The 14,947-nt window shown below is 61.5% G+C and carries 11 protein-coding genes and 3 tRNA genes; 6 read left to right on the top strand and 8 right to left on the bottom strand.

Annotated elements, in window-relative coordinates; all coding sequences use genetic code 11:
• Nucleotides 1–587, bottom strand: a 587-nt coding sequence (locus tag HMPREF3173_RS14065) for a cache domain-containing protein (RefSeq protein WP_177343698.1), incomplete at its 3' end; no start/stop codon positions are given.
• A 148-nt stretch (nucleotides 588–735) separates the two neighbouring features.
• Complete coding sequence (locus HMPREF3173_RS14070; protein ID WP_043213461.1) at nucleotides 736–1,614, bottom strand: LysR family transcriptional regulator; 879 nt, start codon at nucleotides 1,612–1,614, stop codon at nucleotides 736–738.
• Between the two features lie 101 nt (nucleotides 1,615–1,715).
• Between HMPREF3173_RS14070 and HMPREF3173_RS14075 the strand changes: the two genes are divergently transcribed.
• Nucleotides 1,716–2,144: a PACE efflux transporter gene (locus HMPREF3173_RS14075; RefSeq protein WP_070573973.1), complete on the top strand. Its 429-nt coding sequence runs from the start codon at nucleotides 1,716–1,718 to the stop codon at nucleotides 2,142–2,144.
• A gap of 12 nt (nucleotides 2,145–2,156) precedes the next feature.
• On the opposite strand, the gene HMPREF3173_RS14080 is transcribed toward HMPREF3173_RS14075, so the two are convergent.
• From HMPREF3173_RS14080 to folD, 6 genes are all read right to left on the bottom strand, one after another.
• Complete coding sequence (locus HMPREF3173_RS14080; RefSeq protein WP_070573975.1) at nucleotides 2,157–3,221, bottom strand: hypothetical protein; 1,065 nt, start codon at nucleotides 3,219–3,221, stop codon at nucleotides 2,157–2,159.
• Nucleotides 3,222–3,428: 207 nt separating this feature from the next.
• Nucleotides 3,429–4,118: a GntR family transcriptional regulator gene (locus HMPREF3173_RS14085; protein ID WP_070573977.1), complete on the bottom strand. Its 690-nt coding sequence runs from the start codon at nucleotides 4,116–4,118 to the stop codon at nucleotides 3,429–3,431.
• Nucleotides 4,119–4,132: 14 nt separating this feature from the next.
• Nucleotides 4,133–4,837: a FadR/GntR family transcriptional regulator gene (locus HMPREF3173_RS14090; RefSeq protein WP_070573979.1), complete on the bottom strand. Its 705-nt coding sequence runs from the start codon at nucleotides 4,835–4,837 to the stop codon at nucleotides 4,133–4,135.
• Between the two features lie 62 nt (nucleotides 4,838–4,899).
• Nucleotides 4,900–6,213 carry a C4-dicarboxylate transporter DctA gene (locus HMPREF3173_RS14095; protein WP_070573982.1) on the bottom strand — a complete coding sequence of 438 codons (1,314 nt, stop codon included), beginning with the start codon at nucleotides 6,211–6,213 and terminating at the stop codon, nucleotides 4,900–4,902.
• A gap of 240 nt (nucleotides 6,214–6,453) precedes the next feature.
• Entirely contained in the window at nucleotides 6,454–11,244 is a 4,791-nt protein-coding gene (locus HMPREF3173_RS14100; protein WP_070573984.1) for an NEL-type E3 ubiquitin ligase domain-containing protein, read from the bottom strand.
• A 136-nt stretch (nucleotides 11,245–11,380) separates the two neighbouring features.
• On the bottom strand, nucleotides 11,381–12,235 hold the full coding sequence (gene folD, locus HMPREF3173_RS14105; protein ID WP_043213476.1) for a bifunctional methylenetetrahydrofolate dehydrogenase/methenyltetrahydrofolate cyclohydrolase FolD: 855 nt from the start codon (nucleotides 12,233–12,235) through the stop codon (nucleotides 11,381–11,383).
• Nucleotides 12,236–12,523: 288 nt separating this feature from the next.
• On the opposite strand from folD, the gene HMPREF3173_RS14110 reads away from it, so the two are divergent.
• From HMPREF3173_RS14110 to tig, 5 genes are all read left to right on the top strand, one after another.
• Nucleotides 12,524–12,600: transfer RNA gene (locus tag HMPREF3173_RS14110), tRNA-Arg, on the top strand.
• A gap of 51 nt (nucleotides 12,601–12,651) precedes the next feature.
• Nucleotides 12,652–12,727: transfer RNA gene (locus HMPREF3173_RS14115), tRNA-His, on the top strand.
• Nucleotides 12,728–12,783: 56 nt separating this feature from the next.
• Nucleotides 12,784–12,868 (top strand) — tRNA-Leu (locus HMPREF3173_RS14120).
• Nucleotides 12,869–13,057: 189 nt separating this feature from the next.
• Nucleotides 13,058–13,357 carry a DUF6388 family protein gene (locus tag HMPREF3173_RS14125; protein WP_043213478.1) on the top strand — a complete coding sequence of 100 codons (300 nt, stop codon included), beginning with the start codon at nucleotides 13,058–13,060 and terminating at the stop codon, nucleotides 13,355–13,357.
• A 249-nt stretch (nucleotides 13,358–13,606) separates the two neighbouring features.
• Complete coding sequence (gene tig, locus HMPREF3173_RS14130; RefSeq protein WP_070573986.1) at nucleotides 13,607–14,920, top strand: trigger factor; 1,314 nt, start codon at nucleotides 13,607–13,609, stop codon at nucleotides 14,918–14,920.
• The last annotated feature ends 27 nt before the right edge of the window (nucleotides 14,921–14,947 follow it).

Genomic DNA, 14,947 nt, shown 5'->3' on the forward strand with positions numbered 1-14,947 from the left:
GCGAGGAAGGCGTGGCCGATGCCGCCGAAGTCCACGGCGTTGATGATGTCCACCAGGGTGTTGAGGCTCAGGTCACCGCCGACCACACCCAGCAGCTCGCCGGTGCTCTTGGCCTTGACCGGCATCGCGATGGTGACCACCAGACCGCCGACGGACGCCTGGTAGGGCGGGGTCAGCATGGTCTGGTTGGCGGCCACCGCGGCGCTATACCAAGGCCGTTGGCGCGGGTCGTAGCCGTCGGGCATCTTGGCGTCCGGACGCTGGGTGAACACGCCGTTGTTCTGACCGAAGTAGGTGAACTGGAAGTTATTGGTGTAGGAAGGCTGGTCGACCAGGCCGGGCAGTGTTTCGCCGGCGCCCTGCTGGGCGATGTCCTGGGCCAGGTTTTCCAGTACCAGGATGCGTCCGGACATCCAGTTCTGCACGCTGCTGGCAGTCTGTGCGCCGGCCTGGCGAACAGACGACTCGATGTTCTGGCGGATGATGTTGCGTTGCAGGTAGTCGTTGTAGAGGGTGAACAGGGCAAATGCCAGGACGACCACGGCGCAGGCGCTGAGCAGGATCTTGTGGCGGAATTTCAGGTTCATGTTTCGAGACCTTGGACCAATGAAGGGAGGACGCCGCACGCTTTTGGCGCGATGGGCGGTACCTGTCACCTCGGTATCGGCCGGTTCCTACAAAAATTGATGAACCATACGTCGTAGAGCCGACGAATCGCGCAGAACATGGCCGCACTCAGCGTGTCGCCAAAAGCTCCACCAGAATGCGCGCCGCCTGGCCCAGGGGCTGTTGCTTGAGCCAGAACACCCGCACTGGCAGTTCCAGGGCGTTCTGGGTGTTGCGAAAATCCAGGCGCACCAACCGGCCGGCTGCGAACAACGGGGCGGCGCGCGCCAACGGAAAGTCCCCCCAGCCAAGGCCGGCTTCGACGATCTGCATGGCCAGGTCGAGGCTGTTACAGCGCCAATGGGTTGCACTGATCAGCGAGCGCGGGTCGGACAACGGCAGATCGCGGCTGCACACCAGTATCTGGCGCACATCGAACAGGTCCTCCAGATTGTGGATGCGCCCACTGCGCAACGCCGGATGGTGCGGGGCCAAGGAGGCGACCAAAGGCTCCACCGCAACGTGCTGGAAGCTGCGGCGAGGGTCGACCTGCAATCCGGCGAAGGCCATGCACAGGCTGACCCGGCCGCTATCGAGCAGGTGCAACGCTTCTTCTTGGGGAGCGGCAAGCAGTTCGATGTCCAGCAGGGGATAGCGCTCGCTCAAGGTGGCGATGGCGGTGAGCAATCGACGCTGGTCGATGTTCGGCACCACGGCGATGGCCAGGCGGCTCTCCAACCCTTGGGACAATTCCAGCGCATGGGCTTGCAACAACCCCAACTGCTCGGCGATCAACCGCGCATGGGGCTCCAGGGCACGGGCCTGCGCGGTGGGACGTGCTTCGCGGGCACCCCGCTCGAACAAGGGGTAGCCCAGCTCCGCCTCAAGATTGCCAATGGCCATGCTCACCGCCGATGGGACGCGCTGCAAAGCTCGGGCGGCGGCCGAGAAGGAGCCGCGATCGAGCACGGCGAGAAACAGCTGGATGTTGTCGCTGGAAAAATTCATAGGCAGCCTCCTATCAGTAAATCTGAAAGCTGCCGACTTTTACTGTCAAGTCGATTGATTCATCCTTTGGCCACTTCGTGATTCACCAGGGGTAGAAAACCGTGCAAGGATTCAAACGAAAACTGGTCTATGTGACCTTCTATGAACTGATCGGCCTGTGCATGTCGACCCTGGGGCTGGCCTACCTTTCCGATACCCAGGCCAGCCACACCGGGCCGTTGGCGGTGATGATCACCACCATCGCGATGATCTGGAACCTGATTTTCAATACCCTGTTCGAGTGGTGGGAAAGCCGCCAGGCCAAACGCGGCCGCAGTGTGGCACGGCGCATCGCCCATGCCGTCGGTTTCCAGTTGACGCTGATCGTGTACCTGATCCCGCTCATCGCTTGGTGGCTGGACATGACTTTGCTCGAGGCCTTCCTGGTGGACCTGGCCTTCATCATCCTCATCCCGTGCTACACCTTTGCCTACAACTGGGCCTTCGATCGGGTATTCGGGTTACCGACCTCGGCGATGGCGACTGCTTGAGCGACGATTGCGTCAGGGCGGCAATCGAATCAGCAGGGGCTCCTGCTCTTGCACCGGCGCTTGCTGCAGTTGTTGTTCTTGCGGCTTCGGGGCGCTGGCCAGCAGGCTGTCCTCGACTTGGCCGGACAGGTAGTACACACCAGACATTGCGCCGCTCTGGCGATTCTCCATCAGATCCTGCCATTCCTCGTTCAGCGCCACATTCAATATCACCCGCAGTTGTTCGACCATCTGCGGGTGCTCCTGGTCGTGGGTGACCATTCCATAGCCGGCCGCGGCCAGGGAAATCAAGGTCCCGGCTGCCTTGCCCACGGCCGCGGCGACGGCACTGGCGATACCTCGCGGCGCCAGGGTGGCGCCGAGTTTCTCGCTGGCCCGGTTTGCCACCGAGGACAACCCGGCCTCGGTTTGCCCAGGCGCTTTGGCCGCTTGTTGGTGCAAGTGCTGGCGCAGCGCCTGCCAGGCAGGTTGCTGAGCCAAGGATTGGGCCCTGAGCAGTTGATAGAGGGTGGCATCGCGGGCAGCCGGTGGTCCCAGGGCGATGATCTTAATGCGGTTGAGCCGCTGGCTGACCTGGTCGGGCGGCGCGTTGTAGCGCTGGATGATGGTCGGCAGTTGCTGGCCGAACAGCTGCAGGTACAACTCGCTGGCGCGGTCGCGGATCCCCTCGGGGTTGATCTGTTCGGCGACCGGTTCTATCACCCGCTTGTGGTACTGCTCCTGCAGGTACATCGCCAGGCGCCGTTCGGGCGGCTCGGCACCATTGCCGCTGTTCATCTTGTACCAGGCGACTTTGAGCGTCAGCCATTGCTGCGTCCAGTAGCCGGTGAACCAAGGGATGAAATCGCTTTCGGTGCGTCGTTGCACTTGGTCTTTCCAGACCCGCATCGAACGCCTTGCATAGTCGTTGGCCGAGCCGGTAGCGGCCACCGAGGCTTCGATCAGTTCCTGGTCGATCCGTTGCCACAGGGCCGGCGTCATGGTTACAGGCGGTGGCGGGGCAGGGGGGCGCTTGACCGCGCACCCGGCGAAGGTCAGCAGTAGGCACGACAGCAGGAGCAGGGTACGCGTGTTCACGCGGCTGGCCTTCCTGGGGAAAAGGCAGGGTTGTCACAGAAGTATAGGCAGGGGCAACCAGGGGCCGCTGTGCAGTCCATCGTGCAGCCCTGCAAGGAGGGGAGCGGGTCTACCCGCGAAGCGGCCTCTACCGCATCCGTGGGTGAGCCCGCTCCCACAGCGATCGCCACTCGCGCTGTACGAGCGGCGGGAGAAGAAGGGCTGGTGTCAGGCTGGGGCGCCCAGGTCAAGCTTGGCTTCCAGATGGTCCAGGTGTTCATTCATCAGGGCCAGGGCGGCATCGATATCGCCGTTTTCCACGGCATCGATGATCGCGGCGTGCTCCTGCCAGGCGCAGTGCTCGCAGCAGGGCAACTCATAGCGGGCGATGATCAGCGAGGTCATGGGCACCAGGCCGTTGAGAAAGCGCGCCAGCGGTGCGTTGGCGGCCATCTGCGCAAGCTTGAGGTGGAATTCGCCGCCCAGGCGGATCGCCGTGCAGCGCTCGCCGCGTTCATGGTGCAGGCGCTCGCGCTCGACCAGTTGACGTAATTGGCGTATCTGCGTGGGCCGGGCGCGCTGGGTGGCCAGGCTGATCAGCGTGGTTTCGGCCAGACGCCGGGCGCTGAGGACCTGGCGCGCCTGCTGGGGATCGGGGGTGGCCAGGTGGGCGGTATGGCTGGGGCGCTGCACCACCACCTGCTGGTCGGACAGGCGCCCGAGCACCCGGCGGATCACCGTGCGGCTAACGCCGAAGGCATTGCCCAGTGCCTGCTCGGGGAGGGCGCTGCCGGGCGGCAGTCGCTGCTCGAGGATGGCATCGAACAGACGTGGATAGATCTGCTCGGCCGAAAGACGGGTTTCTCCGTTGGCGAGCAGGGCTGGCAGGCGAGGGGCGGCGTGGGCGCAGGCAGTCATGGTCGCTCCTTGGGTCATTGACCCGGGTGTTCGTCGGGAATGTTCAGCTCGATGCCCATGCGCTGGCCTTCTTCGAGGATATGCCGGCGCATCTGGGCACTGGCCTGGGCGCTATTCTTGTCACGGATGGCACGTACCACCGCTTCATTTTCAGTCAGTCGTGCGGCCAGGTGCTCCGGAGAGTTGCGCAGCATTTCTGTGCTCTGCTTGAGCGCATTGCCGGTCTGCTGCACCACACTCTGGAAGATCGGGTTGGTGGTCAGGCCGAACAACGCCTCGTGGAAGGCGATGTAGGCGTTGACACCGGCTTCGCTGTCGCCGGCTTCCAATGCCTCGCGCATATCCATCAGGGTCAGGCGCAGTTGGCCGATGTCCTGGCTGTTGGCCGACTGGGCGACCAGACCGACGATAAAAGGCTCGAGGGTGTAGCGCAGCTCCAGCACATCGGCCAGGCTTGCGGCTGCCACGGTGTCGCTGGCCGGCTCTTGTCCGGCGGCCTCGGCATCGAGTACCAGCACGCCTTTGCCTGGCATCGAGCGCACCAGGCCTAGGGTTTCCAGCACGGTCACGGCTTCGCGCAGGCTGGGACGGCTGATGCCCAGCTGTTCGGCCAGCTCGCGCTGGCCGGGTAACATTTCGCCAGTGCGCCACTGACCGCTGGCCAGGGCCTGGCGGAGTTTCTCCACCACTGAGTTGACGACGGTTGATGAGCTGATCACGGTTCGCTCCCTAGTTGCATCATGTCTCCTGGCGGCCGGCTCAGTGCCGGCCGCTGCGGTTTTCAGAATTCCTGCTGGTGTGCATGAGGGGGTTGCTTGCGCGGGGTCGGGGCGAAGCCCGGCTTACCGGCCAGCACGTTGTTGACACGCTCCAGGTCGATGTCTCGCTCCCAGCGGGCGATGGCCACGGTAGCGACGCAGTTGCCGATCAGGTTGGTCAATGCCCGGCCAATGCCCATGAACCAGTCCACCGCCAGCACCAGCACCAAGCCCACCACAGGAATGGCCGGTACCGCGGTGAGGGTGGCGGCGAGGATCACCAACGCTGAGCCTGGGATGCCGTGTGCGCCTTTTGACGTCACCAGCGATACCAGCAGAATGGTCAGCAGGTCGGTCATGGCCAGCGGCGTGCCCGTGGCGTTGGCGATGAACACGATTGCCAGGGTCAGGTAGATGGAAAAACCATCGAGGTTGAAGGAATACCCGGTAGGGATCACCAGACCTACAGTGGAGCTGCCGATACCCAAGTGTTCGAGCTTGCGCATGATCTGCGGCAGCACGGCGTCGGAGGAGGCGGTGCCCAGCACGATGGTCAGCTCTTCACGCAGGTACTTGATGAACGGCAGCAGTTTCAGGCCCGACAGGCGCATTACGGTGCCGAGGATGATCAGCACGAAGCCTGCACAGGTGAGGTAGAACAGCGCGACCAGGCCGCCCAAGTGCTGCAGCGATTCCAGACCGTACTTGCTGGTGGTGAAGGCGATGGCGCCGAACACGCCCAGCGGTGCCAGGCGCACGATCATGCCCATGATGCGGAACACCACATGGCTGAGTTCGTTGATCAGCCGCGATATGCCGGAGGCGGATTCGCCCACCAGATTCAGGGCGCTGCCGAACAGTACCGAGAACAGCAAGACTTGAAGGATGTTGTTGTCCGCGAAGGCGCCGATCACCGAGGTCGGGATCAAATCCATGAAGAAGGCCGTGGCGCCATGGATGTGCTGGCCGCGTTCGGCCAGGCTGGCGGCGTCGGCACTGGACAACTGCTCCAGATGGATGTTCGCGCCGCTGCCGATACCGCTGGTGAAGGCGAATACCAGGCCGATCACCAAGGCGATGGTAGTGAGCACTTCGAAGTAGATCACTGACTTCAGGCCAATGCGTCCGACCTTCTTCAGATCGCCCGCGCCGGAGATGCCGCTGACCACCACGCAGAAGACGATCAGACCGATGAGCATCTTGATCAGTTTGATGAAGCCGTCACCCAAGGGTTTTAGCTGCAGGGACACTTCGGGGAAGCTGAGGCCACAAGCGATGCCAAGGGCGAGGCCTAGCACGACTTGGAGGAAGATCGAACGCGAGCACCATTTGAGCATGGGAGGGATCTCTGATCGGTGTCCTTGCTTCGGTGCCGGCGACGGCGAAAGAGCGCAGGACTTAATTATTGTGGTCTTACCGGTATGGTCAGTGCGGGATCATAAAACCGCGAAAAAAGCCCTTTTGCAAGATTTTTTGGCCTTACCGGTCTGACCAGTTGGCGCTTTTCGGCGCCCATAGCTCTAACTCGGGGGTTTGAAGGGCACCGGTGGAGTGCGCCGGCACTCCACCGGTTGTCGTCAGGCCAAATACGTCTTGGCCAGGGTCTCGGTAAGTTGGCGAATCAATGCCGTGTCGGCACCCCTACGCGTTTGCAGCAGCAGTTGGGCTGCGCGGTTATAAAGGGCGCCTTCGTCGCGATAGCGGCTGGAGACCAAGTCGATACGTTGGACCGCGCCGTTTTGCCGCCAGGCAATGTCTGGGCGTTCACGCTCCAGCGCATCGATGAAGCTCGGGGGTACCTGGGGACCTGTGTAGGTGCTGACTTCGCCTGGTTCGCTGAGCGTGTCGAAATAGGCGCTGGCACCATCCCATTCGTTGGCCAGATGTTCGAATGCCTGGTGGCGCAAGTGCTTGATCCAATCTCGCCAGAACGGTTGCTCGTCGGCCCATTGGACCAGTCGAGGAATATCCGCTTGGGTCGTGATCATCTGAGCGAGTTGGTCCAGCGTGGCCGGGCTCAGCTGTGCAAGGTAGTCGAAACTGATCTCGCCGGGTTGTGGAGGGAGGTCCAGGCGCTCGCGTAATCGCATCCTGGCATGCAGCGCCATTTCCAGTTCGTCGAGTAGAAAGGTGGGTTCGCGCAATTGCGTGTCACTGATATCGTCTGCAGCGTGCAGGGGCGTCTCGTCGGCGGAGCGTCCCGCAATGAGCGCCTTGCGCCTGGCAACCCGTGCGTCATAGAGGTCACTGATGCGCTCGTCCAGCAGCTGTTGGCGCAGCAGTGAGCGGCAAATGGAAATGGCCACCTTGTCGCTGGCATCCCCTGGGGCGGCGTTGAGCGACTGCTGCCATACCAGGACCTGCGTCTCGACTTGCTGGAACAGCAGGCTGGCCTGGTCGACGCAGCCGTGAGCGGCTTCGTTGATCAGGTCGATGATGCGTTCATGGACTTGGGCCTGGCCCCAGAGATTGTCGCCTTCCTGGGCAGATAACCGCTCGACGATGACCTGCATGCGTCGACGCATGGCGTTCGGGCTGGCTTGATAGTCCCGGGTGTCTTCGACACGTCGAAAGAGCTCATACAGCGGTCGCCACTCAGGCTCCTGCAATGTGGCCGCGACATGATTGCCGACGGCTTGCGGCACTGCGGCAAGCCAATCCAAATGATCGACCCGCGCAGCGGTTGGCAGGCCGGCATCGTTGAGTCGTTGCAGGGCCTGCTCACTGAAGGGATTGTTCTGAAAGGCATGGTACATCTCGTCTTCACCTGCTCTGACCGCCGCAGCGAACGCGCTATCGCGAAGGTCAGGTGCGTCGTGCAACTGATTGTTGCTCAGGTCCACGGCGCGCAGGGTCAACGGTCGCTGCCAGAGCAACGCTTCGATGCCAGCTGGCCATTCAGCAATGCCGGTCTGCTCCAGGTCCAACCGTTCCAGATGCGTCCAGCCGGTGATGTCTGGCGCAAGATCCAAGGGATTTTCCTGCAGGAACAAGATGCGTAACCGGCTCAACTGCGCCAAGGCTGCACGGCTTGCGTTATCCAGGGTGATGTCGTTGTGGCCAAGGCTCAGTTCGATCAGTGCGGGCCAGCGTTGCAGCGCCTGGAAGTGCTCGGCGCCGAGCAACAGCTCGTTCATTTCGGCCTGCAGCCCCATCAGGTTGGGCAGTTGCGCGAGCTGCTCTAGCGCGGCTACCGGTAGGTCTCCAATAGCGCTGCTCAAGTTCAGGGCGCGCAGCTTGGTCAGTCGGCCCAGGATGGACAGGTTGGCATCAATGGACAGGTCGAGGTTGTTCTCCGAGAGGTCCAGCAACTGGACGTCCGTCAGCCCGCCCAATTGCTCTGGCAGCGTGTACAAGCCGTTTTCGCTGAGCTCCAGTTCGCGAACCTGGGGAAAGGCGGCAAGGAATGCGCCCAAGCTGTCGGTACCGCCCCGCCACAAGCCGGTTACGTTCAGCTGGCGAACCTGTGGCAGTTGTATCGGCAGGGATGGCAAGGCGCCCAGGTACTCTGCGTCGATGCTCAGGATGACCTCGTCGAGGCTCCCATTGGCGTCGTTGTTTTCTCGCCGCCACGCCCGGCGGATGCGTTCGGCCGTGGCTTGGCGCGCAGTCTGGCGTTCCTGGGCTTCATCGGCGGCGATGCCGTCGGTGTCATGAACCCAGCCTTGCAAGGTGCTATCCAGTTGTCGGTATTGGTCACGCAGATTCTGCATCAGGCGGTTGAAGGCGATGGGGTCGTGACCGGTCTGTTCACGCAGCCGGGCGCGTAGTGTTTCCCGATCATTGTCCAGGTTGGAAGGGAACAATTGATCGAACTGCTCATCAGCGGTCAACCAGCCCCGGCCACGACCACTCAAGGCATAGCCAAGGCGAGGGCTGCCCGGCAGTCGGGTGGGCAGACGGTACCAGGGGCGGACAGGCTGCATGCCAAGGTCACGGGCGGCCTGCTCCCGGTCTGCGGTTGCCAGATCGAAAAGTCGGTCGCGCAAAGTCTCCGACTCATGGATCTGCAGGCCCAGATTTTCGCGTTCGCTGTCGGGGAGGGCCTGGAGGATTGCTCGGAATAGGTTGTCTCGGTTGGCCAGGCTCTGGCCGTCCTCGTCGAACGGCTCATAGCCATCGCCGCGGCGTACGAGGGTCTTGAGTGGAGCTTGTGCTGCACCTGTCGTCTCCAGCAGTGAACCGCCCAGACGACCTTCGCGCAGCTCGAGATGTACTTGGCCAGACCATCCGCAGAGCCGTTGCAGCGCACCGAACACCAATGCATCGCGATCGTCGAGACTGTCGCTGGCCTGATGAAAGGCCACCAGCGCGCGGTTGATGCGTGACGCACGCAGGTAAAGGCGAGCGGTTTCGGACACATTGAGCGGTATCCGGCCAGTGCGCTGCATCTGGCTCAAGTCACGGGGCCGGGCCTGGGCCAGAATTTCCCGACGCAGTGTCGGGCTCAGTGAAGGAAAGTCCTGGGCGAGGAGCGCATCCTCCTGGGTAAAGACAGCTGGTCTCGGCTCGATAGCGGCGCCGAAGGCTTCCAGACTCTCCAGCAGCAACGCAGGCAGCGGGCGGTGCTCGACCAAGGTCTGGCGTAAGTCGGCCGTTTCATAGCCACTGCAGCGCAGGGCCTGTCGGAGTGTCGAGGTGTCCAGGTTGTCGATGGCCGGGCCGAGTCGGCGCAACAGGGTGTCCTCGTCCCAAGCCAAAGGTCGCTCGTGGTCCAGCAGCCAGGTCCCTTCGCCATTGCCCAGCAGTGAAGGTTGATGGCGATGTCCCTTGGCTGCGCACAGTCGCCAACCGCCCTCTGGAGTGGCCTCGACCGGGTAGTGCCGGCCGTCCAGCGTGATCCAATGACGGCCTTGGAAGAGGTAGGGGTCAAGGCTGGGCGGCAATTGTGGAGGGGAAGTACGTGCAAACGGCTCCAGATTGCCCTGCCAAAGACGTTGCTGATCGCCCTGGCCGATGCGGGACCAAGCGTGCAGGGTGCCTTTGGGCTCGATGAACTGCCCGGCAGCGCCAAGCGCCGCTACCTGAAGAAGGTTCTCCACGACCGAGAACAGATGACCGATGGCCGCATCGGCATCTGACTCGTTTGCCGCATGTACGCCTTCGAGAAACTCATCGACCAGTTGCGCGCCACCAATCACTAGCATGACCTCGGCGAGCCCGGGAACAAAAAAGCCGGCCATGTTCAGTACCGACAAACCGACCCCTAGCCAGCCTTCGATGCGGGCCAGTTGGGCTGCGGCGTCTCGCTGGGCGACCGGCACGGCGATGTCGGCGGCGTTGCGTAGCATGAGCTCGACCCGGGTCCGTGCGCGGGCGCTGAAACATTCGTCAGGCCATTGCTTGAACGCAAGCGGCAAGCGGGCGTTCTTGTCTAATGTCGGCTGCCATAGGTCGCGCGGAGCGGGGAACAGGCGCTTGAGCCAGTTGAAGGAGTGACCCTCTTCAAGTACCGGCGTGACCGTTTGCAGATCTTTGTAGGGATATCGCGGAAACAAGGTCTGGCGTAGTTGGGTCGCCAATCCAGGTTGCTCGGCATGGGCGACATAACGCATGAAGAAGCGCCGCTCGTTGTCTTTGCGCAGCAGTCGAGTCAGCGCCTTGCCTGCTGCTCGCAGCGAGCCATATTGACGCAGTGGCTGGCGTGGGTGACCAGGCAAATACAGCAGACACGGTTCGACACCCCCGATGGGCTGCTGGCGGATCAGCAAGGGGCCATACAAAGGCGTCCCGCACAGCTCCAGGTATCCGCATTCCAGTGGCCAGGGTTTGCCATCGCTGTGAAGCAGGAATGATTCGCCTGCCAGCGCGGCATCTGCCAGCATCCGGCCTCGGCTATCGAGATGCTTTTGCAGCTCGGCCATTGTCGTATCGGCTTCGAAGGCTGTGCGATCCTGCTGAAGTACCAGGCTGCGAAACACTGGGGTATCGACATGTTCGCCCAGATGATTGCGGTAGCGTTGTCCCAGGTCCAGGTTCCGGGCGCCTTTCACGAACAATGTGCTGTCCACGGTCATCGGGCCGGGGGCGTTCTTGGAAAGATACAGCGTCACTGATGTGTCGCTGTCGAAGTTCTGCAGGGCCGCTTCGAGCCACGACATATCGCGCTTTTCGGCGTTGTTCCAGAGCCACCCTTGGTCAGGCGCGGGCAGCTCTCGGTCGGGGTACCAGTGGGACATGGCATCGTTGAGCAACGGACGGCAGAAGGCGTCGATGGGCTGCACTTGTTTAAGTGCCCGATCCAGGGCGCGGGTGGCCTGATGGCTCTGGCGTATGTGTTGTTCAAGTCGTTGGCGTTGGGCTGGGGTAGCTGATTTCAGCCAGCCTGGCAGGCGGGCGTCTATGAAGCTGAAGTGCGATAGGCTCATGGCGGTACCTCTGGTATCAGAAGCGGCGAGCCTAGGGCGATGCGAGGGAGCGCAAGGGTTAGATAAGTACCGCGGACCGGTCGAGCCCGGAAAGAAAAACGGCACCTCGAGAGGTGCCGTTGGTACAGAGGGCGAACTACTTGTGCAGTTCTTCTGCCGCGTAAAGCGTGTTTTCCAGCAGGCAGGCACGGGTCATCGGGCCTACGCCGCCCGGTACAGGCGTGATCCAGCCGGCGCGGGGCAGGGCGGTCTCGAAGACCACGTCGCCCACCAGCTTGCCATCTTCCTGGCGGTTGATGCCGACGTCGATGACGATCGCACCTTCCTTGATCCATTCGCCCTTGACCAGGCCCGGTTTGCCGGCGGCGACTACCACCAGGTCAGCACGGCCTACGTGGCCAGGCAGGTCTTGGGTGAAGCGGTGGCAGACGGTGACGGTGCAGCCGGCCAGCAGCAACTCCATGGCCATCGGGCGACCGACGATGTTGGAGGCGCCGACGATTACAGCGTTCATGCCGTACAGGTCCTGACCGGTGCTTTGCAGCAGGGTCATGATGCCTTTTGGCGTGCAGGGGCGCAGAAGCGGAATGCGCTGGGCCAGGCGGCCGATGTTGTAGGGGTGGAAACCGTCGACGTCTTTATCTGGGCGGATGCGTTCGAGCAGCAGCGAGGCATCCAGATGCTCCGGAAGTGGCAATTGCAGGAGAATGCCGTCGACGGCCGGATCGTCGTTGAGGCGGTCGATCAGGTCGGTCAGGGCTTGCTGCGAAGTCTCGCTGGGCAGGTCGAAAGCCTGGGAAATGAAGCCGACCTCTTCGCAGTCCTTGCGCTTGTGCGAAACATAGACTTGGGAAGCAGGGTCGGTACCGACCAGGATCACCGCCAGGCCTGGGGTACGCAGGCCCTGCTGGCGACGCTCCACGACACGTTGAGCGATCTGCTGGCGCAGGTTGGCGGCGATCGCCTTGCCATCGATTAGGTGTGCAGTCATAGACGCGTGATTAACCATCGAGAAGGGAACATAAAAGAGGGCGCATTCTCGCACGACACGGCCCGAGGGCAAAGGCGGGTGGTCGGCCAAATCCCCTAACCCCTTAAATAAACTAAATTTTTTTGAAAAAAGTGTTGACGACCTTCCGGCTCGTCTATAACATTCGTCGCACTTGTCGGGCAGAGCCTAGCACTGGTTAGCAAGGTCAGGCAGAATGAGTGGATTTGCTAGCTTGTTCGGTACGGCTGAAAGTTGATTTGCAATCGTAACAGAAAGCAGATTGAATATGCGCCCGTAGCTCAGCTGGATAGAGCATCCGCCTTCTAAGCGGATGGTCGCAGGTTCGAGTCCTGCCGGGTGCGCCATTAGGCAGCTTTGGCACAGCAAGTGATGTTTTGACGCAATACCGCAATATGGTGGGCGTAGCTCAGTTGGTAGAGCGCTGGATTGTGATTCCAGTTGTCGTGGGTTCGATTCCCATCGTCCACCCCATATTCTCGAAGGCGCCTTGATTGTATAATCTGGCGCCTTTGCTTTAAGTGCTCCACGCGGACGTGGTGAAATTGGTAGACACACTGGATTTAGGTTCCAGCGGCGCAAGCTGTAAGAGTTCGAGTCTCTTCGTCCGCACCATCCTTGGTTTTGCCGCCTTTCGTTGAGTCGCGCGAAACCCATAAAGAAGCCGCCTGGAGCGGCTTTTTTATTGTCTGCAGTTTCTTCAAACATCAGTGCCGGCGTGTGGTACTGGTGCTGCTCGGGCAAAAATTGTTAGATTTCAGCCGGTTGAAATAGGGCAAGCGGGCCCGATATAGGAGCTGTCGCATGATTGCAAAAGAAGCTCGCCAGGCATTGGCACTGCAGCGCTTCGCTGAGGCCAATCCGCAATTGCTCGAGGAGATCCGCGAGCTTGGTGCGCATGAACAGGCCCAGCAGATCCAGTGGGCGTTCGAGGATGCTGCGCAAGAGCAGGGTGTCGAGCCTTGGGAGCTGGCATTGCAATTGATCGCTCAAAGCCCCGAGGAGCTGCAGGTCATGCGCTTGGAGGTGCACCGCGAGGTGGCCGAGGCGCTAGGGATGAGCTGGGAAGAGTATTGCCAGTTCAACGAGATCGACTCCGACTGAGCTCTGCCTTTATATAGCTGCATTGTTTGACAAGTTTTTACAGCGCAAGCGACGTGCAACCGCCGTTGCGTGCAAGCGATACGCGAGGGCTTCGGCGGCGCGCCGTGCGGGGCCTTCAATGAAATTGACCGGTGTGGTTCTCCGTCATCTGGGGTGGGGTGACTTCTGATGCGCGAGTCACTAGAATGCTTGCCCTTGATTCTGGAGTCGGGCTATCGCCGGCTAACGTCTGTGCAACGAGGAATATCCATGCAAGTTTCTGTTGAAAACACTTCCGCTCTCGAGCGCCGCATGACCATCGCCGTTCCGGCCGAGCGCGTCGAGAACGAAGTCAACAAGCGTCTGCAGCAGACTGCCAAGCGCGCCAAGGTCGCCGGCTTCCGCCCAGGCAAGGTGCCGATGAGCGTCATTCGTCAGCGTTTCGAGGCCGATGCCCGTCAGGAAGCGTTCGGTGACCTGGTCCAGGCTTCCTTCTACGAAGCCATCGTCGAGCAGAAGCTGAACCCGGCTGGTGCTCCTGCTGTCGAGCCCAAGTCCTTCGAGAAAGGCAAGGACCTGGAATTCGTCGCCATCTTCGAAGTCTTCCCAGAGTTCACCGTTAGCGGCCTGGAGTCGATCAAGGTCGAGCGCCTGAGCGCCGAAGTCGCTGACGCGGACCTGGACAACATGCTGGAAGTGCTGCGCAAGCAGAACGTACGTTTCGAGGCCGTTGAACGTGCCGCCCAGAACGACGATCAGGTCAATATCGATTTCGTTGGCAAGATCGACGGCGAAGCTTTCGCGGGTGGTTCGGCCAAGGGCACCCAGCTGGTGCTGGGCTCCGGCCGCATGATCCCAGGCTTCGAAGACGGTCTGGTTGGCGCAAAAGCGGGCGAAGAACGCGTTGTCAACGTGACCTTCCCTGAGGACTACCAGAACCTGGACCTGGCCGGCAAGGCTGCCGAGTTCACCATCACCGTCAACAGCGTCTCGGCACCTCAGTTGCCTGAGCTGAACGAAGCCTTCTTCGCCCAGTTCGGCATCAAGGAATCGACCCTGGAAGGCTTCCGCGCCGAAGTTCGCAAGAACATGGAGCGTGAGCTGCGTCAGGCAATCAAGGCCAAGGTCAAGAACCAGGTCATGGACGGTCTGCTGGCCGCCAACCCGATCGAAGTGCCGAAGGCTCTGCTGGAGAACGAAGTCAACCGTCTGCGCGTGCAGGCTGTTCAGCAGTTCGGCGGCAACATCAAGCCAGAGCAACTGCCGGCCGAGCTGTTCGAAGAGCAAGCCAAGCGCCGTGTGGTCTTGGGTCTGATCGTTGCTGAGGTGGTCAAGCAGTTCGAGCTGAAGCCGGACGACGCCAAGGTCCGTGAAATGATCGAGGAAATGGCCTCGGCCTACCAAGAGCCGGAGCAGGTCATCTCCTGGTACTACAAGAACGACCAGCAACTGAACGAAGTCCGTTCGGTTGTGCTGGAAGAGCAAGTTGTAGATACTGTCCTGCAGAAAGCGACTGTGACCGACAAGTCGGTCTCGTACGAAGAAGCTGTCAAGCCAGCACAGGCTCCTGCCGCCGCTGAGTGATAGGTCTTCTCTCGTAGGAAACCCCCA

It is taken from the genome of Pseudomonas sp. HMSC08G10 (assembly GCF_001808425.1).
Lineage (GTDB): Bacteria > Pseudomonadota > Gammaproteobacteria > Pseudomonadales > Pseudomonadaceae > Aquipseudomonas > Aquipseudomonas guariconensis.